Source organism: Acuticoccus kalidii (assembly GCF_021556395.1).
GTDB lineage: Bacteria > Pseudomonadota > Alphaproteobacteria > Rhizobiales > Amorphaceae > Acuticoccus > Acuticoccus kalidii.
This window is the reverse complement of the sequence record NZ_JAKGCS010000036.1, coordinates 887,840-911,333: the sequence shown is the minus strand read 5'-3', so window position 1 is coordinate 911,333 and position 23,494 is coordinate 887,840. Positions and strand designations below refer to the sequence as shown.

Here is a 23,494-nt window from a genome sequence, read left to right as displayed (position 1 = left end):
TCGATGAGAGTTGAGCGGCACCCCTTTGTCCGCGAATCGATGCTCGTCCGCCGGCCTTCCGAGATCGCCGCAACGCTCGATCGCCCGGCCAACCCAGCCCGATGATGCCGGGACGTCATGCCACACGCAGGGGAACGCCCTGGCGCGCCACGCTCATTCTCGTGGCGGCCGCCCTCCTCGGCGGTTGCGCGGCGAACGCGGTGAAACTCACCTCGGGATCGCCGTCCGAGGCCTGGGCACCGAACGACGATGCGAGCTCGGCTCTGCTCCCCGGCGATCCGTCCGACAAGGCCGAAGGCGAACGGCAGAATTTCGGCGTGCCGGGCGATCAAGCCGCCTCTCTCATCACCCCGCCGCCGCAAATCAAGTCCGGCGAGGTCTATGAGCTTCCCGAGCTCATCGACATGGCGGCACGCAACAATCCCGCGACGCGCCTTGCCTGGGACAATGCGCGCCAAGCCGCCCTCGCGGTCGGCCTCGCGGAGGCGACCTTCCTGCCATCGATCAGCGCCAACGTCATCGGCGGGGCGCAGGTCTGGAACCAGCCGCTCCCGGTCGGCATCAACGGCAAGGATTCCTTCACGACCACCACGGAGGCGATCGTCCCCGCGCTCGCCCTCGAATGGCTGATCTTCGATTTCGGCCAACGCCGCGCCGCGCGCGACGTCGCCAATCACAACGCGTTCGCCGCGAACATCGAATTCAACGGGATGCACCAGCAGGTGATCTACGATGTCGCGATCGCATATTATCGTTATGGCGCGGCTGAGAGCCGGCTGAAGGCCGCGCGGCAGACGCTCGCCAACTCGCGCCGCATCGCGGACGCCGCCGACGCGCGCATGGCGCGGGGGCTCGGCACCAGCGTGGAGGTGGCGCAGGCCCGCCAGCAGGTCGCCCAGTCGAACCTGCGCGTCGTCGAGGCCGAAGGCGTCCTGCGCGATTCCTATCAAGGCCTTCTCGGTGCGATGGGCATCTCGCCGATGACCCGGATGAAAGTCGGCGACGTGAGCGGGCGCCGCCTCCCCCGCGCGATCGGCGAACCGACCGAAGCGATGATCGCCAACGCCCTGTCCCAGCGGCCCGACGTTCTCGCCGCCTATTCGCGGATGAAGGCGAGCGAGGCGGGGATCCGGGCGGCCGAGGCCGAGTTCCGTCCGAAGGTCTATCTGAGCGCGATCGCGGCCGGCAACAATGCGAGCTTTTCGGCCGGTGGCCTGCCCGGCATCGGCCAGGAGGCGACCACCGCCGGCGTTCTCGTCGGCGTGACGATCCCGATCTATTCGGGCGGCATCCGCGCGGCGCAGCTCGAACAGGCCCGAACTCTGAGCCGATCGGCCGCCACCACCTATCAACAAACGCAGGATACCGCGGTGCGCGAAATCGTGATCGCCGCCGACACGCTGCGCACCGCCCTCGCCTCCTATCACGCCGCGAGCGAACTCACCCGCGCCGCCTCCATCACCTATGACGCGGCGCTCGAATCCTACAGAAACGGCCTCACTCCGATCACCGACGCGACGGTGGCCGACAGCGGCCTCCTCGACGCCCGCCAAGCCCAGGCCGACGCGCACGCCGCATCCCTCGTCGCAGCGTCGAGCCTCGCCTTCGCGCTCGGGGCGATGACCTCGCGCGAGGCGGCGACGCGCATTCCCGCGCGCTGACGCTCATTGGAGCTGCGAGGGGCCGGCATGAATGTCGGTGAGCATCGTGCCGGCCTCCGCCTCGACGGCCATCTGCGCGCCGGTGCCGTCGAGCGGCGCCGCCTCGTCGAGGGGGCCCGGCACGCTGACGCGGGCGAAATCCACCGCATGCTTGAGGACTTTCGCGACGGCGATGCCGTCCATCTGCGGATCGTCGGTCCGCATGGCGACCGCCACCGGTCCGGCCGACCAATAGCTCACCGCGACATCGCCGACCGTGCGGGTCGACACCCGTTCTTCGCCCGGGTCCATGCGCGGCCGCATGAAGAGGCTGACCTCCTTCCCCTCGACGCCGCGATAGAGAAAGCGCACGAGGTTCGGCGCGCCCGGATCGGGGTGCCCGCGGGCGACGAGGCGATAGCCGAAGGCTGACAGATCGGGCATCGCGAAGCTGAGATTGACCGTCTCGCCGGCGACCCTCTCCCGCCCGGTCGAGGCGAGTGCGAACGTCGCGTCACCCGCCTCAGCCGGCGTGATCGTCGCCGCGCGCTCGATCAGCGAGGACGGCACGTCGATCCCGTCGCGGGCATGATAGCCGACCGCCGCGCCGCCGGCCGCCGCGAGGGCGAAGAGGGCGACCGACGCCGCAAGGCGCATCCAAGCGCCGCCGCCGCGCTCGGCGTTGCCCCACAAGGCATCGCGGTGGCGCTCGGGAATGGGCGCGTCGAGCACGCGATCATAAAGCGCGCGGATCTGCGCATTCTGCGCCTCGATATCGGCGACGAGGCGCGCCGCCTCCCGATCGCGCGCCAGATGGCGCTCGACCGCCGCGCGGCGCACCGGATCCCCGGCGAGACGCCCGTCGGCGTAGGCGAGAAGATCGATCTCGGCGATGGAGTCGCGATTTTCGGTCATTTCACCCGCCGCAACGGTGCGGCGCCCTCCGTATGCGATCGAAACCGGCGTAACGCCTCCCGCCCGCGCGACAGGCGCGAGCGCACCGTCCCGATCGGGATCGACAAGACGTCGGCGATCTCGTCATAGGCCATGCCCTCGACGGCGGTGAGGAGCACGATCTCGCGCTGCTCGTCCGGCAATTGATCGAGCGCGTGCGCGATGTTGGTGTACTCGACCCGGTGCTCCTGGTCGGGCGGCTGGCTCGCGAAGGCGTCGATCAATGCAGGATCCGCCGCCATCCGCTCCGGCCGCCAACGGCGACGATTGTCGACATAGGTGCGATAGAGGATCCGGAAGAGCCAGGATCGCAGCGACCCGGTCCGCCGCCAGAGGTGACGCTTCTTCAGCGCGCGCTCCAACGTGTCCTGAACGAGGTCGTCGGCCTGATCGAGATTGCGCGTCAACGCGAGCGCATAGCGCCGCAGATGCGGGATCTGCCGTTCGACCATCCATTTCACGTCGTCGTTCATTGCGCCGTCCGCTTTCCTCGCACCGCGGCCGACGGCCGGGTTCACGACAACAGACGGGACGCGGGCGCGGAAAGTTCCATTCCGTCCCGGCCAGGTGACGCGGCGGCGTGTGACGGCTGCGTCAGAATGGACCAACCGGCGGTCGGGAACCGATCGGCGACCCGATCCGTCAGTTCCATGTCGCCGTTTTGCGGCAGACGGATCGTAACCGGCGGTGCTTCACCGCCGAGCCAAGATTGGATGTTTCATGCGTAAGAACACGCTTTCGGCCCTCATCGCAGCGTCGGCTCTCGCGATCGGCACGATCGCCGCGCCGGTTGCCGCCACCGCTCAGCAAAGCGTTACGCCGCCGAGCGCCACCGAAAGCCCGAGCGTGGATGCCGGCCAGATCAAGGCGTTCGCCGTGGCCTCGCTCGCCGTTCAGGACGTGGCCGAGCGGTATAATCCGCAGATCCAGGCAGCGGAGAGCCAGCAGGAAGCCGAGCAGATCCGCACCGGCGCCGCGCAGGAAATGGCCCAGGCCATTCAGGATAGCGGCCTCGAGGTGCAGACGTACTCGCAGATCTATCGCGCCGCGCAGAACAATCCCGAGCTCGCCCAGGCGATCGAGCGCGAGCGCGGCGAGCTCGAATAGGGTTCGCGGCGAGCTCGAGTAAGATTCGCGCCGGGCGCATCCTGCTCTGAACCCAAAGCCGCTCGGGTCGACGCGGTCCGAGCGGCCCACCATCGGGCCAGCGCGCCCTCGCGGCGTTTTCGCCGTTCCTGCGCCCATCCGGCGCTTGCGGCGCGCCCTCTTGGATGGAGACGCGCGCTCGATCGATCGGCGCTTCTGCCAAATCGCGACGGAATCAGACACGCCTCTGACGTGTTTCGTTGATCGATGGGTGATGTTGCCGCCAGAGCGGCCACGCATCGGCGCGCGCCAGCTCGCGGACATGGGCGGCGGGGACGCGGTGGCGCAGGTCACGGTCTCACCCGCGCAGAGTGTTCGGCACCCTCCCTCTGTAGTCGTCAGCAGCTGTTGCCATCTGACGGCGCCACCTTGCTCATACGGACCGGCGAAACATAACGAACACGCCAGCCCGCTTCAGATCCGAGCCTCCGTCGATCCCACGATTTGCCGAGCACGACATGACGACGCCGCGGTCATCATCGGTCGCATCGCGGGTTCAAGGCACGCTCACGAAACGCCGCGAAGTCCATCTCTTTGATATATCCGTGATACTTGTGCTCCACCTCGTACCGAACGCAAGCATCCGGATCGAGACGACGGATCACCCGCGCGGGGTTCCCCGCGATCATCGCATGTCCCTCCGGCACAGAGCGTGTGACGACGGCGCCGGCCCCCACCGTCGTAAAATCGCCGAGTTCGACCCCGGGCAGCACGATCGCGCCCATCCCGATCCAGCAATAGCGTCCAATGTCGATCGACCCGACCCGATGCACCCGTCCATCGAACACGTCGTGGTTGGCGCTGATCAAACCGACATTTTGTGCAATATTCGTATAGTCCCCAATCGACACCGGGCCGAATGCCTGGACATAACACCCTCGGTTATAACCTGGTGCACTGTCCACTCCGACATAGACATTGCGCCAATTGAACACTTTACTGGTCGCATCGACCGGCCAATACGGACCGCAATTTACACCACGAACAAACTGCTGATACCAGTGCTGAAATGTAATGGGATGAGCGTTGTGCGCCGTCTCCCGGATAAACGAGAAATACGAAAGCGGTTCGACCGCACGGCTCATCAGGTTGACCGGAAGCCGCCTCACCCGCCGCCAATTTCTCACCCAGCGCCGATCGATCCCGACGTCTGACTGCCGCGTTCGCCCCTCCGCCGCTGGAGGACGGCCCGTCGACGAGGACCGGCTTCTATCAAGCTCCAAACCCGCCGGGATCATGACGTTCCGCTCCGTTAATTCTCCGAGAACCGGCCAACTTCAATTTCCGAGAGGTGGTCGACCAGTAGAACCGCGCGAACCGAGCCCACCCCGACGGTCGATCAAAATGGACACTCGGTCACGCTACTCGTCCCGCAGCGATAAAAAATCCGACAAAACCTTCATCGATTCTCGAATTTCAGCTTTATTTTCCAACTATACTGGAATGAAATTCATTCTAGATAATCATTAAAAATTGCCTGAAACGGTTACATCACGCGACTTCGCCATCCAACCTTTCCGCGTTTCCGCAACAACAGAATCCATCATCAGATCGATCTGCGCGAGATGGTGCTCGTAGCCGAATGTCAACGCGTAAGCCGCACGCCGGCGCCGCATGTCGTCACTGTCGCAAAAGTCCAACTCGGCGAGCGTCGCAGAGACCAGTTCAGGGATCGTCTCATTCGAAAGATCCGGCGGCATCGCGATCAGTCCAGTGTCACAATGGGCTTCGGTTCGATTGGACACGATTGGCTTTCCCGTGGCGAGATACTCAAGAAGCTTATGAGGATTTGTGGCACCGTTCGGATCGCGATATCCATCATAAGCCATCAACCACAGATTGATTTCGTTGGCAAGACTTAGTATCTCATTCGCGTCTTTCCGCCCGAGAAATCTGACATTCGCCGCGTCGTGGACGGCACGCCGCGCTCCGTCGACATCACCGCGCTCGCCCGGCCCTATCAACCATATCGTCACATGCGGAAGTTGCCGAGCAATCTGCAGAATGACATCCCAATCAATGCCGTGAAGATCGAGATTGCCGACATAGCCGATCACCGGACGATCATACCGCCCTCTCGGCCCCGCCGCCGCAGGGTCGCCCACCACCGCCCGCGCGCACTCGGCAAAGGGCTCAGAAAGCCCATGGCCCACCAGGGCAGTGATCGCGCCGCTCGGGACGCCTTCCAGATGGCGCCGTGAGGTCGAAAGCACCATATCGGCGCGTTTTCCCGGGCATCCACGCCGCGCAACATCGTCGACCGGGTGAAAGATCTTCAATGATCGACCGAACACCCTGAGGTCGACGAACTGACATGCATTGTCAAAATCCCAAACAATCTCGGGAGATTCGCCGATCGCATCGATCAGATATTTGGCTTGTACCCTCATCAAAAGGTCAAACATCTTTGGAGCATGAAATTTCGTCCAATACGGAAAATATGCCCGATATTTCACGACCCTAACCCCGGATTCATCATCCAATACAACGGGGCGTCGAGAATTTTCAGGATGAGGCGGCTCAATAAAATAGACCCGGTGCCCGAGCCCCGCGAGCGTCAACGCATAGTGATGCTTCGACACCTTCGGATGGCACCATTTCTGCGGCGAAATCAGATAAATCGTTCGAGGTCGCTCCAACACGTTTTGCCACTCCCATGAACGCATCACGCCGCATCAACGCCCCCGTCGCCTCGATCCCGACACGACAATCGTGAACCACCCGGAACGCCGGCCCACTCGCACCGATCAGGTTATCCAAAGGTCGCCAAACGCTACTGAGCCGCCGCCGACACCACCCGAATGGAAACCGCAATCCACCCACACGAAAACACCCACGACCGAGTGACGAAACCACCCGTCACCACATTGCCGACCTGCGCACGTCCGACGCCCCTCCCCTCAAACCCGAAGCCTCTTCCAACGCATCGGTGGGCAGCATTCGTTCTGGATCGCCACTTGCCGTCTTTCCTGGGCGAATACTCCCTACCCTTTCCGTCGAAACGACCATAAAAACCATCGAAGATCGGCGAGACGCTCGAATTAATCTCACCTCATGTCTTCAACGCTTGCCATCTCTACGCATACGACTTCACAGTGACCAACCCGCAAATCGTTGCCCGGTCAGAGCCCGAAGTTGCGCGACATCCCGCGCATAGATTTCACGCAACTGATCGGCCTCGCCCCGCGTAAGCGCTTCCGCCCCCCGTCGCCGCGCGATCCACCGAAGCGCCCTTTCAGTCATTTCCGGAGCGACGGCACCCGCACTGCGGACTATTGGATTGGCGCGAAAACCCCGCGGAATCCGCAGTTCCGACCCACGATTCACCTCAAACCGAAAGCGATCATCGGCGGGAAGCGGATCCAGTCCGAGAAACGCAAAAACCCGATTCATGGTCGCACACCGACTCGCAAACATTTCGTCCAAATCGACAACCAGAAGATTTCTCTCGTCGAAAAACCGAAGGAGCTCCAGCAATTGAAAATAATACATCCCCGTCTTGATATAATGCCACTTTAAAATTCGACCGCGATCGAAATCATCGATTTCGTTATAATTATTAAATTTCATATGCGAAATATATCGATCAATCGGATCCCGAACCAGATAGACAATTTTCGCCTTTGGAACGACCTGGAACATTCTTTGCGCAGCAAGATTAAATTTCGGATGATGTCGCTTGGTGTAATTTTGCGACGACTCGCCACGCACACGAGTTAAAGAATCGAAATACGAAGAGTACCAATCCAGCCCGCGCCCTTGATTGCAACCCGCGAAAAAATTTAACTCTTTCGGCCGCGACATCGCCACATCCGGATGAAGATCCAAATATGCGTGCAAACTCGTGGTGCCGCATTTCATGGCCCCCGCCACGATTAAATTCGGCAAATTCGGCACAATCAATCAGACCTCGAATATCAATTCTATTCCGGAACACTTACATATCGTGACGAGACACTCAACGATCACACCTTTACATTGCAACTCTATTAAGTACAATACCTCAACCTCCACCTGCACCGAAATCTGTCAATATAATTTTTATGACAATATTATTATTATGGATTCTTATCATTTTTCTATCTTCTTGCAACTTATTAGGTAGGCGGTATGAAGGCATTGGTTTGATACATATATTTATAACTTTGACAACATTTGAGTATTTCGGCGGATTTTCATACCTAATTTCAGAATACGACCCATTCCGTGCAGTTGGCACCAATTCGCGATACCTTGCAGCTTATAATTTTACAGAGGATACCGTATGGCGTGGCCTGAGCTTGGCACTAATAGGGCTTTCCGCGTTCAGTTTTGGTGCCTATGCACAACAACGCATCGCAAACCAGCCCCCTCCTTCTTCCAAGAGGTCTGCAGCAAGGCCATGCATGTCGAACACTCTAACTTCAATTGGCGCGCTCGGGTTTATCGGGCTTTTCTTATCCCAACTCGATATCCAGTTCCCACTCCGCGGCGCGATCCAACAGGTTGGTCAGAACTCGATCATCGTATGGATCGCGATTGGCGCCTTTGTGAGTGCATCTTCCATAAATAAAAAACCTTTGTGGCCTTGGTTTATCGCAGCCGCTGGAATACCGATTTTCTATTTTTCGTTTGCTGGTTTCATGTCTTACGGATTCCAAGAAATTATCACACTGTCTATATTCTATGTGGCTATGCTTCGCCGATCACCTCCGACGTTGACAATATATATAATATATATGTCGGCAGCGACTTATATAATTCTATCGCTTTTCGTTTCATATATGGCGATTAGATACGAATTGAGAGCCGTGCTCTGGTCGACTACAGATTTCAGCGATCGGCTCGATGCAGTGGCTCACCTTCTAAGCTCACTGCGCCTGTTCAACCCATGGAACTTTGATGATCTCGATGCCCTCATGACACGCTTGAACCAAGGCATGCTCGTTGGGAAAGTCATTGAATATCATGAAATATATCCCGAATTGCGACTCTTTGGCTCCGGCCTTCTGCTCTCCGCGTTCGCGTGGATTCCGCGGTTCCTGTGGCCCAACAAACCGGCGCTTGGCGGAAGCGAAATGCTAACCGCCAATACGGATTACAATTTTTCAGATCACGCCACATTCGGCGCTGGGCAGGTTGTCGATTTCTACGTGAACTTCGGCGCCGCAGGTGTGATTTTGGGTTTCTTCACGTTGGGTGTCGTCGTTTCCATCGTTGATCGGCGGGCCGGGATCGCCCTGCGACGCGGCGACCTTCTTACGGCCGCGGCCTGGTTTGCAACGGGAATTGCGCTGGCACGGCCATTGTCGGAGGTCTTTTTTCTGGTCAACACCACACTGGCGACTTGGGCAATTTATGGCGCTTTGAATATCTTTCTTACGCGCCATGCTGGCCGCCTACAAAAACCTCACGGTTTCTCCGAAACAATGATCAGTTTCGTCGACCCTCCTAGGAGAGCAGGACGATACTCGGATAAATCGCAATGACTTCGATCACGGTTGTCATCCCCACGTATAACGGGGCTCTTTACGTCATGGATGCCATCAATAGCGTTTGTATCCAATCGTTCGCAGATTGGCGTCTCCTCGTCATTGATGACGCGAGCCAGGATGAAACGGTCGATCTCGCTGAAGCGATTGCAGAAACAGATCCTCGGATCGAGGTTAGGAGAAACGATTCCAATATCGGACTCTATGCATCTTTAGAGCGAACTATCGCCGAAATTGTCACACCGTTTACTATTATATTGATGCAGGATGATGTTCTCCTGTCTCACCATATGGAGAACTTCGCCGAGATTGCGACAGTTCATCCCCAGTCCGTTATGTTTTGGGCTGATATCGACCTTGTCGACCAGAACGGTTCGTTGGTCCGACGTGGCCTGAGGGGGGATCGTATTCATGTGACACAGCCGTCTTGCGCCGCAGTGCGCCGGGCGTTTGATCGTGGATGCTACTGGACGATTTCGGGATCGTTCAGCCGGACGGCTCACTTGAAGCGGCTCCCATTCCGCTCTGATTTGCGGCACGCTGCGGACTTTGAATTGCTGGTCAAGACCTTGGCGGAGGCACCGATCTGCTACGTCTTCGACACGTTCACTCGGATCCGCCTGCACGATGGTCAATTGAGCCGCGCTTATAATCGATCCGCACGCGATCTGAGCGACATGATGGCCATCTACAAGGAAGCTTCGGGGCGCAAAGTGTTTTCGGCGCCTGAATCGCGCGCAATCTATCGGCGATTGAAGCGTGGGCAGGCAAGACGCGTTTTCTCTCAACTCCGGCGTTTTGATTTTCCGGCTGCCGCGCGCGCGATCGGCCTTTTCGCTACCACCTGAGCGGCGGAAACGAAGATGACCCCATCAGTGGTTAACAATGTTCAGGGATAGATTTTGCGTTGAACGCCGAGAGGCAACGCGCGCGTGCGAGGCTCATCACGCAAAGAACCGCGTAGATGATGACGTAGATCGCGACGATGGAGTGAGCCGGCATATCGGCAATCACCGCAATCGCAATCATCAGTGCGCCGCATGCGCATGCGCATGAATGCAGCCGGAAACCGGCCTTTTGCCAGCCGCCGACTTGGAACACTGCGCCGGCCGGCATCGCGAGAATTCGCAAGAGCAACAGCGGCGTGAGCCACCGCGCGATGTCCCCCGCTTCGACCCAGGCTGGGCCCAGATAGACCACGACAACTGTCGGCGCGATCAACCAGAGGATCATCATACTCGGCAAGCCGATCGCCAAGAGGCTAAGGAGTGTTTTGTCATAGCGTGGTAGAAATGACCGCCCGGCGCGCAAGTCCTCCATCGCGGAAGCTCGAAATACGTTCAGAATTGCACTCCCCACCAATTGAATTGGCAAGAATACAAGTTGACGCGCGCGAACGAATGTTCCGAGCAGTGGCAGCGCCCCAACGACACTGAGCGCAAAAACCGGAAGATTGTGGAATGCCATTCCGATCAATTCGGTCGGCATTGTATAAAACGCGAACGGTTTGTGGCGCCTGAGCAGGACTCGCGCGTGGCCCTCGCGAAGGGGCGCTCCCCCGCCGGTGCCGATGCGGCGAAATTGTCGATGGATGAGCAGCGTCGTCGCAAGGCTGGCCAAAGTATAATTTGCGATCAATCCGTGGGCGCCGAACCCGAGGAGACCGAAGGTGATCGAACCCGACACCGCGAGGAGCGAACTCACGGCCCGCAGCCTGCCGAGCATGCCGAATGCACCATGGCGAAGCAGGAATTCGCTCATCGCACCGCTGAGGCCGGTGGACAAAACGAGGATTGGAAGCGTCAGAAGCCACCACCGCGTCGCACCATATGTTGCACTCTCGCCCATCGCCACGACGATCGTGGCTGAAATCGGGACCGAGACCGCGGCCGTAGCAAGCGCGAGCCAGGCGCAAAGCCGAATGAGAGAGGTTGCAGCGCGTTCGGATCGCTCAGCGAGGATCGCCTTGTCGTAGCGCAACACTGAGACCGTACCGAGAAGACCGGCCAACGCCATGTAGAGTGCAAGCGCAGCATAGTCGGTGGGCGGATAGAGGCGACCAACAACGGGCCCCGCCGCCAATGGCGCAAGCGCGGCGACCACCTGGCCGCTGGACAAGGCGGCGACACCTTGAACAAAGCGCGAGCGATGAACCGCTCGGGCAAATCTGCGCGTCCTGGCCCACAGGTTCTCATCTCTGATGAACATCGAGCGACGAAGCGTGAAATGACGTGACGAGGTCCGTTCGGGCACGACTTGGTATGTGTCGCATCGGTCGAAGCGGCACATCGAAGATCCGAAGAAAGCTGTCCGGGCCAGTCGTTGACCGTCGTCGTTTGCGCGGTGGCTTGATCGCCGGGTGAGCGAGCCGTCGAGCCGCTCCAACCTGTTTCAAACCATCGGGCCAGGTGGGACATACCGCAGCGTAGATCGCGATAAGACGTTCTGCGACTGCCGCGGGCTCAAAGCGGCGGGCGTTACGCCGACCAGCAATCACCAGGCGGTCTCGCAAAGTTGCGTCCGTCAGAATGGCGAGAAGACCGTTGCGGATGGCGTCGACATCGTATGGGTCGACGAGAAGAGCGCCGGCCCCGGCGATCTCGGGCATTGATGACAGGTTGGATGTGAGGACCGGGCATCCCATCTGCTGCGCCTCGACGATCGGCATGCCAAAACCTTCCTCCGTCGAGACCATCGCCAGTAAATCGCAAGTCGCATAAAGCCAGCCGACCTCGTCCGCGCTGAGGTCCGAATGCGTCTCGAAGGGAACCCCACTTTGCGCGAGCATCGCCGCGTCGGCCCGCCCGATCGGAGCGAGAAGAACGAGCATCACCTCGAGCCCCTTCATCGCGGCAAGGAGACGCGTGAGATTCTTGTTTGGCTTTGCACCGACGGCAAGGATCCGCGCGCGCGGCGGCCCGGTGCACGTATGCGGGACGGCTCCATGGTTTCGCATTGCCCTCTCCGCTTCTGGAGCGGCGGCCGTGGTTCTAAGCGTGGTGGGTATCGGCCCTGAGAAGACCCGGTCGGCAACAACGCTCGGGACAACGTGGACCTTGCTCCCTCGAAGCGAGGGAAGCTCGCCGAGAAGGCGTCGCCGGGTCGCTTCGCTGACGACAATGATCGCGTCGGCACGGCGGCAGGGAAGCGTGAACCATATCGCTTTGAAGAGGCGCCGCCGCCAGCCTGTGTGACGTCCCAGCATTTCGAGGTCATGGATTGTCAGAACGGCCGGGCGCGGTGCAGTCAGGATGGCGAAATGGATGTCGCCGGTGAGATGGAAGATCGCCCCCTCACTGCGCCGAGCCGCCACCAGAATCAGGATACGCGCGAAGAATCCTTTGCTGCGGAAAGGAGCTCGACATTCGTCGACATTGGCACCGACGGCACGCAAGGCTTCGGCGATCTGCGCGAACGAACCCTCGATCGAATGCTGCCCGCGAAACGGCTTTCGACCAAAAAGAACGAGGCGGGGGGACGCATTGCCAGTTCCCTCGCCTCGTCGCCGATCACCGAAGGAACGCGAAGCAACGGCTTCGGCGGATCGGATGCCATGATGGTGGGGCGCCTCGATGCGACGGTGTCGATCGGAGGAATGACCACGAAGTCCAAAACCAGAGATGACCGCGTACCGACGAACGACCGAACGGATCATCGCCAAGAATCGGAACATCTCGGCAGAGCGACCGAGAGCCGCTTTCTGTTCGGCCATCGTCGAGAGAAATTCGCTTTGCACATGCGTCGGAAGATCGTTCGGCACCGGTCCGCTCATCGCTCCCGCCGCGCATTGCCTTCGCGCGAGCGGACCGAGGGACCGCTGCACGCGACCGAGCCTCGCGCCATGGCCCGCAAGGCTGCCCGATCCTTGGATTGCGTAAGCCTCTTGAGCAATCGCGAATGCGTGCGTCGAACGGTGTCCGCCTCCACCGGTGACACGGAGCGGCAGGCGCGCGGCGAGCTCGCTCATGACCGGGCGAAGTCGGTCGGTGTAGGTGTAGCCGGCGGTTTCGCAGCGTCTCCGGCCAGCCGTCGCAATTTTTTGACGAATCGAAGGATTTCGGATGTAAAAACGCGCTTTATCGACGAATTCGTCGACGCCATCGAAGAAAACCGCTTCGCGATCTTCATCGAAAAATTCGCTATGGTCCGCACTGCGTTCGGCGAGGAGCATCGCACCGCAGGCGGGTATCTCGAAGGTCCGTGTGGTGTGTTCGTCCGGATAAAGGGTCTTGCGGAGAAATCCGGCACCGATGCGACCCGTGGAAAGAGCGCGAGCATATCCGTCGGCGTAGATTTCGCCGGGGTGAATTGCGTGCGCGAGATGGGACGACCGCCGTAACCGATAAGGTGCGCCATTCGCGAGGCGACGGAGGCGCGCCCTGCGACGTAGACCGCCTCTCCCATCGATCAGATGGTCCCAGCCATAACCCCAGATGCGGACCGACAGGTCCTCCGCGACCGCCTGCTCCATGTAAGCCTCACGACGCGGCTCCCAGGAGCCGGCAAAGGCGACATCGACAATCTCGCTCTCGGGAACCCGGAACGGCCGGTGAAGCCGCTCGCAATATCCGTGCGGCATCCAGATCACCGGCCCAAGACGAGCATAATCGTCGAGTTCATAGCGCTTCGTCGTGACGAACAGATCGATCGCGGGGAAGCCGGCCCGCATCGTTCGCGTTCCGCGCCATCGACGCTGGAAGGCGGGGTCCGGCGTATAGAAGACGAGAAACGCCCCGCGCGCTTTGAGACTTGCCAACGTGTCGGGCAACAAGAACTCTTGCTTATCGAGCCACACCACCCGCGGACGAACCACCTCGGCGAGGGCGAGGAGCGACCGGTTCATCCTGATAATTGCCGGGCTTGTTTCGACGATGCCGCCGATACGCCGCTCCAAAAACGTGCGAGAGCCGAGAAAGCGGCGCGCATCGAACCGGTGGACCTCGATCCCGAGGCGGGACATGGCCTCGGCGCGCATCATCGAAGTCTGCCCCTCCGCCAGATGACCGACATAAAGGAGCGGCCCGCCGATCGATGACGGGATCACGAGCGTGGCTCCAAGCGGCACCCACGCTCGCGCAGGAGCACGGCGTCTATCGCGTCGATCATGCGGTTGCCGAACGCGTCGAAGGTAAGATTTCTATGAGCATTCGCGAACGTCCGGGCGCGCATCGCGCGATAGTCCGCCCCATCGTCACACAATGCCGCAAGCGCGGCAGTGATCGCCTCCTCACCGATCGGTGGATCGAGGAGATAGCCGGTCTCTCCATCGCGAACGAATTCCGGAACCCCGAAGCGCCGCGTCGTCACGGCGGGGCAACCATGATAGGCCGCCTCGATCAACACGAGCCCGACCGTGTCACGCGCCGTCGGATGAACGAGCGCGCGTGCGCTGGCGAAATGCGCCGAAAGTCGCTGACATTCCTCCGGTACGCTCTTGCGCAACCTACCGATATAAACGACCCCGGGCAGCCTCATGATGTCATCGGGAGGGCGATCGCCGATCACCTGCAATTCGGCATCGGGAACGCGGTGCCGCAGCCGCTGCAACGCTCCGGCGGCGAGACGCCCGCCCTTCGCTTCGAAATCCAGAGAAACGAAAAGGAAGCGGTTGCCGCCCGAAAAGGTGTCGGCCTCGGGCCGGACGATATTGCCGCCGGCATAAACGACACGGCACCGGTCGGCCGCGAGCCCGTACCGGGCCAACGCATCGCCCCGCGCCCAATCGCTCGCGAAGAAGACCATGTCGGCATCGCGCAAGAACGCGCCTTCCTCGGCTTCGATCCTCGCGATATCTCCAGCGTCGAAACAGCTTCGATCCGTATAAACGTCGAGATACTGGGCAAAGGTCGCGTCGATGAAGACGCCGTACGGTCCCGGCGGATAGCACCGCGTCCATGGTGTCGCGCCGTGGAATTCGTCGAAATCGGCGTTTGGGTCGCGGCGGATCACGTACTCGGTCGCCGCTCGTTCGAGGCGATCGGGATCGAACGCTGTGACGCTACCGGGAAAGCCGGCCATGCGACGCGCCTTGCTCGCAAGCTTCGCGCCCAACGGCATCGCGGGCGCGATCGGCCCCACGAAATGGACCGAACAGCGCGCCTCAAGCGCCCGGCAAGCCGCTGCGCCGAGACCATCCCAACCGCCTCCTGCATCATCTTTTCGATGCGTCGTGACGAAATTCACCCTCATCGGACCACCCGCCCGGGCGACGGATCGAACGCGGCCGCTTGCGCCTCACGCGAACTGCCGCAAAGCGCGAACGCCATCACGTGCCGAAATTCGCGTTCGTAATTGAGACGCTGGCGAATGAGGGCGCGGCCCGCCTCCCCCTCCGCTGCAACACGGGCTGGGTCGGCCGCATAAGCGTGAACCGCGGCTGCGATCGCCTGCGGATCGTGATAGGGAACGCATGTACCGACGCCATTGCCAGCCACGAGTTCGGCGACACCGCACGCCTGGTCGGAGATCTGCGGCACGCCGGCGGCCATCAAGAGGTAACGCTTGTTGCTCGCGCCCGCACTGAAGCGCCAATTGTTGTTGCTCGGCCGGAGAAGCGACAGGCCCACATGGTGCCGCGCGACGGTGTCGATCAACCGGTCGAACGCGATCCACCCCTCGAACACGAGACGATCGGCGACACCGTTCTCCGCCGCCAAACGCGAGAGCACAGAAAAATCGTCGCGCGGCGGCCGGCCGTAGAGGTGAAGCCGCACACCCGGGGGCCACTCGCGCACCGAAGCGAGGATCGTATCAAGGCACTGATCGCGGCCCATCGCTCCGAAATAGACCACGCTGAATCGATCATCTCGCCGCGGTAAGGGGCGGAGCGCGTCGGACAGACGGGGAAGGTTGCGAACCGTTGCGATGGAGCGCGGACCCGGCTTTTCGCGCATCATCAGGCCGCGTCGCCCTTCATCGGCGACGATGACGAGATCGGCACGAGGCAGCGCGCGACGCGCCGGTCGCTCGAAGCGGCTCGCGTCGTCCGCGAACAGGATCTCGTGGTGGTGATGAATGAGCTTGGCGGCGCGGCCGGGCGCCCATGCACCGATCGATACGCCGACCGGATCATAGTCGATCTCGAGCGCGTTCGAATGGCGAAGGCGCAGGAATGCGAGGCAAACCATCATTGCGAAGAGAGCGAAACGTCGGACCGCATGGGTGCGACTTGCGGCCGGAAAGGCGTGAACACGTACACCGTTCTGCGCGAAATCGACGTGCCGCGCGCCACGACGTGGTGCGGTCAGCACATGAACCTCGAAGCCACTCTTTGCGAGAAGCAAGGCTTGGTTCTGGACCGGCGGATAAAGGTCCACCGGGCGCGGTGACACCAGCAATGCCGCCGACGGCCGCCGCGCTCCGCACCACACCATTTCAACTGAATCGCGAGACACGACGACCCTCGGATTGGTTCCCCTAGAGATACAATCTTAACTTGATATTCTTCGTCAAGTGCCTCATACCCAAAAGCGTCGGTTCGGAACATCGAAATGTGGGAGACGCGAGAATGTCAGAGAACTCCGTTATCCCCGCCGGAATCAGAGCAAAGTCGGGGTATCTCCGTCACATTTATGATAACTATTTAAAATTGTACCCGACCCCGCACGCCTCGATAGCATCGCTCCATCCAAGGCAATGCGGGAGAGCGACATGGCGGCATTCGGAATCGGCAATTGGTGGAGCCCGCAAGGGCCCCAGACAGGGGGCCAGGCGGACCCCTATGCCCAGCTTCACACCGCTGGCCTCCTCGCGGAATATCGGCTCGACGAAGGTTCGGGCACCACCGTTACGGATCGAGCCGGCGGTCACGATATCGACCTGACCGACACAGCGAAAAACCCCAACCTGACCTGGACCGGTCGCGGTGTGCGGACAGAAGCCGGCAAGCTCGAAACGCCGACGATCACCGGCGCCCGCACGATCGTTTTTCTCTACCGCGACAACGCCCTCCAAAATGCGGGCCACGTCGTATCGGGTGGATCGAGCTCGTCCGATGGGTGGTACGGGACTACCGTGCGCGACTTCGAGGAGCATTGGATCGGACAAGGGCGCGGCGTCACGAAGCTCGTGGTGCGTTCGGGCGGTTCGTCGGTCTATCCGTTGCAGACGGGCGGTTGGCGTGTCGGGTTTCGCGAGCTCGGGGGGCCGACCAATTCGGCGTTCGCGTTCGGCGGTCGGCAGAATTCGACATCGAGCCGCTGTCCCGACTACGAGGTCGCCTGGATCGGCATCTATGACGACGTGCTGAACGACGCCGAACGGGCCGCGATTTACGGGTCGATGCGACAGGTGGCGCAGTCGCGTGGGTTTTATATCGATGTGCGCGACTGTCCCGCCTCGGCCGACGCGTTGATCATGTGGGGGCAGTCGAACATCGATGGTCGCGCCCTGGTCGGGGACATCGCGAGCGGTGAGACGAGTTTCAGTACGGTCAAGATCGGTGCGGACGGCTTTGGCGGCATGTTCGACGAAGGGCCCGCGATGGCTGACCTCGACATCGGGACGAACCAGCAAGCGACGAATCCGGCACTCTATTTCGGCCCCGAGCTCGGTATCGCGCGAGCCCACGTCGCAGCCGCCGCCGGGCGGGATCTTTATCTTTCCAAATGCGCCGAGGGTGGCACCTACATGGCGCCGACGTCAGCAGACGTTCCGGTCGGCAAGAGCTGGAGCATCGAGGAAACATTCTCGGCCGCCGGTGTTTGGAGGGATGCACTGCCGCATCTGTTGCGCCACATTGCCCAGGGCCTCGATCTCGGGATCGGACTCGAGGTCAAGGCGCTACTATGGATGCAGGGCGACGCTGACACGGAGGGCCCCGCGACCGCGGACCTTTGGGCAAACGAGTTCGAGAAACTGGTCGACACTCTGCGCGTTGCGATCGGCTCGCCCACGCTGAAAATCGTGGTCGCGCGCATCTCCGATCGGCTTTCCCCGACCGATCCGGCCGCGTTCGCCACCGTTCGAGCGGCGCAGGTCGTCGGCGGCGCCGGCGGCGTGATCGATGTAGTCGTTGATACGGATCCGTTCAGCATGGCGAGCGTCGACCATCTCGATGCCGACGGCCAGCTCGCGCTCGGCAACGCCTTTTATGCTGCGGCCTATGCCTGAGTGAGGTCTGACACCTTTCCGAACATCATGGAGAACGGCCTTCTCGTCCGCCAAAACAGATCTCGCGGTCGAGGAGGTCACCAATTGCGGTGATCGAATGAAGCTGTAACGCAGTCTACAATTAAAGATTGCTCTCAAGTGGGCCGCCATGCGGGAGAGGTTCCAGTATAGCACACGGAAAGAACGAATTATGAAGCCACTGACCGGCGACTTGCTTCGCGTGCCCACACGCGATATGCTACCTTAAATTGCTATTCGAGGTGGCTCCAATGCGACCGCATCGGCTCGAACATTCCGCAACTCGAGCTCTCGCCGAATTCGTCTGCGGCATCGACAAAAAAGCGATATTTCTGCGGCGAGCCATCTGGTGGGCCGTTTCCGCTCTCCTCGTCGCATCTCCTCTGCCGGGATCGCGTTACCGTGTGGTTCTTTTGCGCCTGTTCGGCGCCCGCATCGGTGAGGGCGTCGTCATCAAGCCCGCGGTGCGGATCGGATGTCCGTGGTTGCTGTCGATCGGTCACCACTCTTGGATCGGCGAAGGCGTCCGGATCGACAACTCTGTCGGGGTGACGATCGGGGCGAACGGCACTTGCCTCGCGACCACCGGTGCGGTCGAAGCCGGGTCGGTGCCCGGCGCCTTCGAGCGCCCTATTCTGATCGAGGACGGCGCGAGGGTCGCCGCGTGCGTCGTTCTCGCGCCCGGCGTCCGAATCGGGCGCGACGCCGTCGTCACGCGCAGCTCCGTGGTGACGCACGACGTGCCCATGCGGGCGGTCGTCATCGCCGCCGCTGACCGCCCCTCTGAACGGCGCCTTCAACGCCGCGCGCTCGTCTGATGCGCATTTTCCTCGCGGCGGCGAGTTTCCGGCCCGAATATGGCGGCCCGGCGCGCTCGGTCTCGCGGCTCGGCACGGCACTCGCCGCTGCCGGCCACGAGGTGACACTGTGGTCCTCCGATGGATCGGCTCCCACCTCGCCCGTCGTCGCCGGAATGATGCGGCGCGCAGGTCTTTCGGCGGATGCGCCGCTTCGCCGCCTTGGCGGTTCCTTGAAACGCGCGCTCGCCCCCCCGCTCGACATCGTCCACGATAACGGCATATGGCGGGCGCACAATCACGCCATCGCACGCATCTGCCGCGCGCGCCGGATCGCCCGCGTGGTGAGCCCCAGGGGAATGCTGGAGCCGTGGGCGGTCGGGCAGAAGGGCGTCCAGAAACGCCTCGCGCTGCTCGCCTATCAACGCGGCGACCTCGCTCGCGCCGATATATTGCATGCGACGGCCGAAGCCGAAGCCGAAAATCTCGCGCGTCTTGCCCTTTCCGTTCCGATTATGATCGCGCCCAATGGCGTCGATCTTCCATCAAAGCGCGCTTCCCCTGGCCTCACTCGGGCGTCGCGGACGATGCTCTTTCTGGGCCGGCTGCATCCGAAAAAGGGTCTCGTCATGTTGGTCGACGCGTTCGACCGGCTGCGGCCGGACGGATGGCGCCTCATCATCGCGGGTCCCGATTCGGCTGGCCATCGGGAAGCCGTCGCGCGACATGTCGACAATGTCGGACTGGGCGCGACGATCACGTTCGCCGGCCCGCTTTATGGTGAAGCGAAATCGCGCCTATTCGCTGAGGCCGACCTCTTCGTCCTGCCGACCCATTCGGAAAATTTCGGCCTCACCGTCGCCGAGGCGCTCGCCCACGCGCTTCCCGTCCTGACGACGACCGGCGCCCCGTGGTCGATCCTTCGCGACAAGGATTGTGGCTGGTGGGTCCCCCCCACCTTGGACGGTGTCGTGGATGGCCTGCGCCTCGCGATCGAGGCCGCCCCTGAACGCCGCGCCGAGATGGGGCGCAAAGGTCGCGATCTCGTCGCGGCCGGTTACGATTGGGCCCGGATCGCAGACGGTCTCACGATGATCTATGAAGCCGCGCAGGAACGGGCGGCGAGACGGGCGCTCACGTCACGCTGTGCGGCGCGGGGCGAGGCCGTTTCCGACAATGACACGATAAGTACGACCCGCGGCGAGCGGCCCCTGCGAGGGCGAGCGCGCTTATTGAGAGCTGTGCGGCGTCCCTCGCGAGGCGCCGTCTTACCGGCCGACACCGTCTCATGACACGGTCGGCCGTGGCGTTCATCCTCGCTGGGTCAGAAGAGACCGGCACGTGGCAGCCGATTTTGGACGCCGGACTGACGCACGGCAGCCGCCAACACACCCCCGTTCGCACGTCTGCAGCGGGCGTATGGCCGTGGACGGAACGCGGGCGGCCTCGGTCTGCGACAAGGTTCGGCGACGATGTCGTGCGCAGGTCGTGGCTTGCCTCGCTGCGCTCTTCGCCCTCTCGGGGATTGCGCCGCGATCAGGCGATGGCGGCGACCTCTGCAAGGGTCCCGCCCAACGCGTGCGTGCGCGCCACACGCATTCGCGCTCGGGCGTGCGGCAAGTCTCTTCATGCCTGGCGCAAGTATGCTCCGTCCCGGCAGCCCTGTGGCTGTCGCCGCACGCTGCGGCCAGCGGGCCACCCGCTCACAGGTATGCGGCGTACGGCGCCGCGTTCAGACGCGCCGTTTCAAGAGGCGCTTCAGCGCCCCGCTGACGATCTCCGGGGCCTCGATCGGCGTCATATGGCCGGCATCCTTGACGATCAGGAGGCGCGCGTTCGGGATGAGGCGGGCCATCTCGCGGTGGATTTCGGGTGGGGTCAGCCGATCGTGCGCACCGCACATCACGAGGGTCGGAATCTCGATCTTCGCGAGTGTCGCCTCGCCATGCGGGCGCTCGATCCGGCTCTGCCGCACGAAGACATCCGCGCCGAGACGGGCCGTCATCCCCCTCACCCGATCAGCCATTGCCGCATTCCCCACATGGGTGGGCGCGAAATAGGTCGAGAGCAACGCCTCGCCGAAACCGTGAAACCGGCCCGAACGTTCGGCGAGCGAGACCAGCGCGGCACGGTCCTTCGCGCGCTCCGGGGTATCGGGCCGCATGGTCGTGTCGATGAGGGCAAGATGGGAGACGCGCTCGGGCTGAAGCCGCATCACCTCCTGCGCCACGATGCCCCCCAGCGAGAACCCGGCCAACGCGAAGCGATCACCACCGGCATCGAGCACCGCCTCGGCGAGCTCGCGCAAGGTCTTCCCGCGCGTGATGTCGGCGACGACGGGATCAACCCCGTCGAGCGCCTCAATCTGGTCGCGCCACAATTCGGCATCGTTCAGAAGGCCGGGCACGAAGACGATTTCGGTCGTCGCCGGGCTTTCGGCTTCGGCTTGCGGGGGAATGGGAACCGGCGCGAGCACGTCGGGTGCAGCGATGGCGGGGGGCACGGCAAACATCCTCGAACTGATGACGATCAAGAGATAGCGCGCCCCACGTGATTTATCTAATATATGAAAGTGGCATCCTTCATATGAAAAACAGATACCGTGGAACTCCGGCACATCCGTTACTTTCTCGCCGTGGCCGACGAAGGCAATTTCACCCGCGCCGCCGCGCGCCTTGGGATCGGACAACCGCCGCTCAGCCAGCAGATCCGCGATCTCGAACGTGAGGTCGGCGCACAGCTCTTCCACCGGGTGCCGCATGGTGCGGAGCTCACCGATGCCGGCCTTGCGTTTCGCGAGCGTGTCGCCCCGTTGCCCGAACTCGCCGCGGACGCGATGGAGGCGGCCCGCCGCGCCGCCCGCGGCGAGATCGGCGAACTCAATCTCGGCTTCACTAGCACCGCGGCGCTCAATCCGATCGTCCCGCGCCTCATCCGGACCTTTCGCCGTGAGCGTCCCGATGTCGCCCTGCGGCTTGTCGAGGCCAACTCCGTCGCCCTTCGCGACGCCCTCCTCGAAGGCCGGCTCGACGCCGCGATCCTGCGTCCGAACGACGGCGACCCCGCCTCGATCATCGCCTACACGCTGGCGGTCGAACCCCTCGTCGCCGCCATACCGAAATCGCTCGACGCCGCACCCGAGGCCGATACGATCGACCTTGCCGCGCTCAGCGAAGAGCCGCTCATCCTCACCCCGCGCGCGACCGGGGCGAGCCTTCACGACCTCGCCGTCGCCGCCTGCCGCGCGGCGGGTTTCGAGCCTGTCCTCGGCCAACCCGCGCCGCAGATCGCCTCGATCCTGTCGCTGGTCTCCGCCGAGCTCGGCTTTTCGCTGGTCCCCGCCTCGACCCGTCAGCTCGCGATCGAGAACATCGCCTACAAGACCCTTGCTAAAGGCGCGACGGCCGATATCGCGGCCGCGGTCCTGCGTGGCTCCCTCCCCCCGACCGCGCACGCCTTCATCATGCAGGCGCGGGCGCTGCGTGGCCGCATGGAGGAGGCACCCGATCGTTGAGCCTGCGTCGGCGCCTCGATTGGACGTAAATCTTCGGCACGCAGCGCGAAGGCGAAATCGGAGCACTTCAGCGGATTGTCGCGAGGACGCCGCACGGCTCCGGCATCTCGGCGGTTTCGCCCGTCGGCGGCGCGCATCGCCACCATCCGCGGCGCGAAGGCCCAGCACGGACATCTCGCGCGGCGCTTCGCGGTTTTCCAGTTGGCACGACGCCGCGCTATCCGCGCGGCCGCTCTCGAACCGTTCGACCAGGTCGCGCGCCGCGCCGCCCCTCGGCCGAGGCCAATGCGGTTGATTGCACGGTGACGGACGCCGCCGCACCCGCATTCCGCGCCCATGCCCGCAGACTGGTGAGGCCGCGTTGCGCGGAGCTATCCTCGCGATTGTCCACGAGGGGTGGGCACTATGTCAGTCGCGTCCTTTTGGGATGCTTTTTCAAAAACCCGATCGGTGATCCCCGCTCTCGAGCGATGTTCACGACATCCGGTGCACTGTCGGCGCGAAGCCGTCCGACGACGCGCGGCTCGAACGGCCCAACGCCGACATCCCGCGCGGCGCTTCGCGGTTCTTCCGGATGGCGTGGGCGCCACGTCATGCGCACCGCCCGCTCTCAAATCGTTTGAACAGGCCACTTACCGAACCGGGCGTGAGGTGAGAGACCCCCGCCGCCCCCCGGCCGAGGCCAATATGGTCGATCGCACCCCGACGGACGCCGCCGCACCGGCATTCCGCGCCCATGCCCGCAGACTGGTGAGGCCGCGTTGCGCGGAGCTATCCTCGCGATCGTCCACGAGGAGTGGGCACTATGCCAGTCGCGTCCTTTTGGGATGCTTTTTCAAAAAC

Annotated in this window: 18 protein-coding genes; 8 read left to right on the top strand and 10 right to left on the bottom strand. The window is 62.4% G+C overall.

The genetic code is table 11. The features are described from left to right. Positions 1-161 precede the first annotated feature (161 nt). Positions 162-1,661 (top strand): TolC family protein, encoded by a 1,500-nt coding sequence (locus L1787_RS25100; RefSeq protein WP_235711832.1) that lies wholly within the window; start codon positions 162-164, stop codon positions 1,659-1,661. Positions 1,662-1,664: 3 nt separating this feature from the next. On the opposite strand, the gene L1787_RS25095 is transcribed toward L1787_RS25100, so the two are convergent. Both L1787_RS25095 and L1787_RS25090 read right to left on the bottom strand, forming a co-directional pair. After that, positions 1,665-2,555 carry an anti-sigma factor family protein gene (locus L1787_RS25095; RefSeq protein ID WP_235711831.1) on the bottom strand — a complete coding sequence of 297 codons (891 nt, stop codon included), beginning with the start codon at positions 2,553-2,555 and terminating at the stop codon, positions 1,665-1,667. After that, a complete protein-coding gene (locus tag L1787_RS25090; protein WP_235711830.1) occupies positions 2,552-3,067 on the bottom strand; it encodes a sigma-70 family RNA polymerase sigma factor in 516 nt (171 codons plus the stop codon). The genes L1787_RS25095 and L1787_RS25090 overlap by 4 nt, the downstream gene beginning before the upstream one ends. 247 nt (positions 3,068-3,314) lie before the next feature. Between L1787_RS25090 and L1787_RS25085 the strand changes: the two genes are divergently transcribed. Further along, positions 3,315-3,701: a DUF4168 domain-containing protein gene (locus tag L1787_RS25085; RefSeq protein ID WP_235711829.1), complete on the top strand. Its 387-nt coding sequence runs from the start codon at positions 3,315-3,317 to the stop codon at positions 3,699-3,701. A 515-nt stretch (positions 3,702-4,216) separates the two neighbouring features. On the opposite strand, the gene L1787_RS25080 is transcribed toward L1787_RS25085, so the two are convergent. The 3 genes from L1787_RS25080 to L1787_RS25070 form a co-directional block, all read right to left on the bottom strand. After that, positions 4,217-4,825: an acyltransferase gene (locus tag L1787_RS25080; RefSeq protein ID WP_235711828.1), complete on the bottom strand. Its 609-nt coding sequence runs from the start codon at positions 4,823-4,825 to the stop codon at positions 4,217-4,219. 381 nt (positions 4,826-5,206) lie between these two features. After that, positions 5,207-6,382 carry a glycosyltransferase gene (locus L1787_RS25075; RefSeq protein WP_235711827.1) on the bottom strand — a complete coding sequence of 392 codons (1,176 nt, stop codon included), beginning with the start codon at positions 6,380-6,382 and terminating at the stop codon, positions 5,207-5,209. A 448-nt stretch (positions 6,383-6,830) separates the two neighbouring features. Continuing rightward, positions 6,831-7,637 carry a sulfotransferase domain-containing protein gene (locus L1787_RS25070; protein ID WP_235711959.1) on the bottom strand — a complete coding sequence of 269 codons (807 nt, stop codon included), beginning with the start codon at positions 7,635-7,637 and terminating at the stop codon, positions 6,831-6,833. Positions 7,638-8,125: 488 nt separating this feature from the next. Here L1787_RS25070 and L1787_RS25065 point away from each other — a divergent pair, with 488 nt between their 5' ends. Together L1787_RS25065 and L1787_RS25060 are read left to right on the top strand one after the other, a co-directional pair. Continuing rightward, a complete protein-coding gene (locus L1787_RS25065) occupies positions 8,126-9,208 on the top strand; it encodes a DUF8712 domain-containing protein (RefSeq protein ID WP_235711826.1) in 1,083 nt (360 codons plus the stop codon). Next, positions 9,205-10,059, top strand: a complete 855-nt coding sequence (locus tag L1787_RS25060) for a glycosyltransferase family 2 protein (protein ID WP_235711825.1) — start codon at positions 9,205-9,207, stop codon at positions 10,057-10,059. Before L1787_RS25065 ends, L1787_RS25060 begins: the two co-directional genes overlap by 4 nt. 31 nt (positions 10,060-10,090) lie before the next feature. Here L1787_RS25060 and L1787_RS25055 read toward each other — a convergent pair whose 3' ends face one another. The 4 genes from L1787_RS25055 to L1787_RS25035 all read right to left on the bottom strand — a co-directional run bounded on the left by L1787_RS25055 (position 10,091) and on the right by L1787_RS25035 (position 16,341). Further along, positions 10,091-11,329: an oligosaccharide flippase family protein gene (locus L1787_RS25055; protein ID WP_235711824.1), complete on the bottom strand. Its 1,239-nt coding sequence runs from the start codon at positions 11,327-11,329 to the stop codon at positions 10,091-10,093. A gap of 73 nt (positions 11,330-11,402) precedes the next feature. Next, entirely contained in the window at positions 11,403-14,255 is a 2,853-nt protein-coding gene (locus L1787_RS26245) for a glycosyltransferase family protein (RefSeq protein ID WP_439648318.1), read from the bottom strand. Further along, on the bottom strand, positions 14,252-15,229 hold the full coding sequence (locus L1787_RS25040; protein ID WP_235711823.1) for a glycosyltransferase family 4 protein: 978 nt from the start codon (positions 15,227-15,229) through the stop codon (positions 14,252-14,254). The genes L1787_RS26245 and L1787_RS25040 overlap by 4 nt, the downstream gene beginning before the upstream one ends. 167 nt (positions 15,230-15,396) lie before the next feature. Further along, the gene (locus tag L1787_RS25035) at positions 15,397-16,341 is read right to left on the bottom strand and encodes a glycosyltransferase (protein WP_235711822.1); all 945 of its coding nucleotides are present in this window, start codon (positions 16,339-16,341) and stop codon (positions 15,397-15,399) included. Between the two features lie 520 nt (positions 16,342-16,861). On the opposite strand from L1787_RS25035, the gene L1787_RS25030 reads away from it, so the two are divergent. The 3 genes from L1787_RS25030 (at position 16,862) to L1787_RS25020 (ending at position 20,429) form a co-directional block, all read left to right on the top strand. Then, positions 16,862-18,322 carry a sialate O-acetylesterase gene (locus L1787_RS25030; RefSeq protein ID WP_235711821.1) on the top strand — a complete coding sequence of 487 codons (1,461 nt, stop codon included), beginning with the start codon at positions 16,862-16,864 and terminating at the stop codon, positions 18,320-18,322. Positions 18,323-18,744: 422 nt separating this feature from the next. Further along, positions 18,745-19,158, top strand: coding sequence for an LbetaH domain-containing protein (locus L1787_RS25025; protein WP_235711820.1), 414 nt, complete (start codon positions 18,745-18,747; stop codon positions 19,156-19,158). Continuing rightward, positions 19,158-20,429: a glycosyltransferase gene (locus L1787_RS25020; protein WP_235711819.1), complete on the top strand. Its 1,272-nt coding sequence runs from the start codon at positions 19,158-19,160 to the stop codon at positions 20,427-20,429. Before L1787_RS25025 ends, L1787_RS25020 begins: the two co-directional genes overlap by 1 nt. 440 nt (positions 20,430-20,869) lie before the next feature. Here L1787_RS25020 and L1787_RS25015 read toward each other — a convergent pair whose 3' ends face one another. Continuing rightward, positions 20,870-21,640 carry an alpha/beta fold hydrolase gene (locus L1787_RS25015; protein WP_235711818.1) on the bottom strand — a complete coding sequence of 257 codons (771 nt, stop codon included), beginning with the start codon at positions 21,638-21,640 and terminating at the stop codon, positions 20,870-20,872. Between the two features lie 99 nt (positions 21,641-21,739). Between L1787_RS25015 and L1787_RS25010 the strand changes: the two genes are divergently transcribed. Next, on the top strand, positions 21,740-22,651 hold the full coding sequence (locus L1787_RS25010; RefSeq protein ID WP_235711817.1) for a LysR family transcriptional regulator: 912 nt from the start codon (positions 21,740-21,742) through the stop codon (positions 22,649-22,651). The last annotated feature ends 843 nt before the right edge of the window (positions 22,652-23,494 follow it).

Excerpts from the sequence above, each read along its gene's own strand:
- L1787_RS25095 (WP_235711831.1), bottom strand. The coding sequence starts at position 2,555 with ATGACCGAAAATCGCGACTCCATCGCCGAGATCGATCTTCTCGCCTAC.
- L1787_RS25090 (WP_235711830.1), bottom strand. The coding sequence starts at position 3,067 with ATGAACGACGACGTGAAATGGATGGTCGAACGGCAGATCCCGCATCTG.
- L1787_RS25085 (WP_235711829.1), top strand. The coding sequence starts at position 3,315 with ATGCGTAAGAACACGCTTTCGGCCCTCATCGCAGCGTCGGCTCTCGCG.
- L1787_RS25080 (WP_235711828.1), bottom strand. The coding sequence starts at position 4,825 with ATGAGCCGTGCGGTCGAACCGCTTTCGTATTTCTCGTTTATCCGGGAG.
- L1787_RS25065 (WP_235711826.1), top strand. The coding sequence starts at position 8,126 with ATGTCGAACACTCTAACTTCAATTGGCGCGCTCGGGTTTATCGGGCTT.
- L1787_RS25060 (WP_235711825.1), top strand. The coding sequence starts at position 9,205 with ATGACTTCGATCACGGTTGTCATCCCCACGTATAACGGGGCTCTTTAC.
- L1787_RS25040 (WP_235711823.1), bottom strand. The coding sequence starts at position 15,229 with ATGGCCGGCTTTCCCGGTAGCGTCACAGCGTTCGATCCCGATCGCCTC.
- L1787_RS25035 (WP_235711822.1), bottom strand. The coding sequence starts at position 16,341 with ATGATGGTTTGCCTCGCATTCCTGCGCCTTCGCCATTCGAACGCGCTC.
- L1787_RS25030 (WP_235711821.1), top strand. The coding sequence starts at position 16,862 with ATGGCGGCATTCGGAATCGGCAATTGGTGGAGCCCGCAAGGGCCCCAG.
- L1787_RS25020 (WP_235711819.1), top strand. The coding sequence starts at position 19,158 with ATGCGCATTTTCCTCGCGGCGGCGAGTTTCCGGCCCGAATATGGCGGC.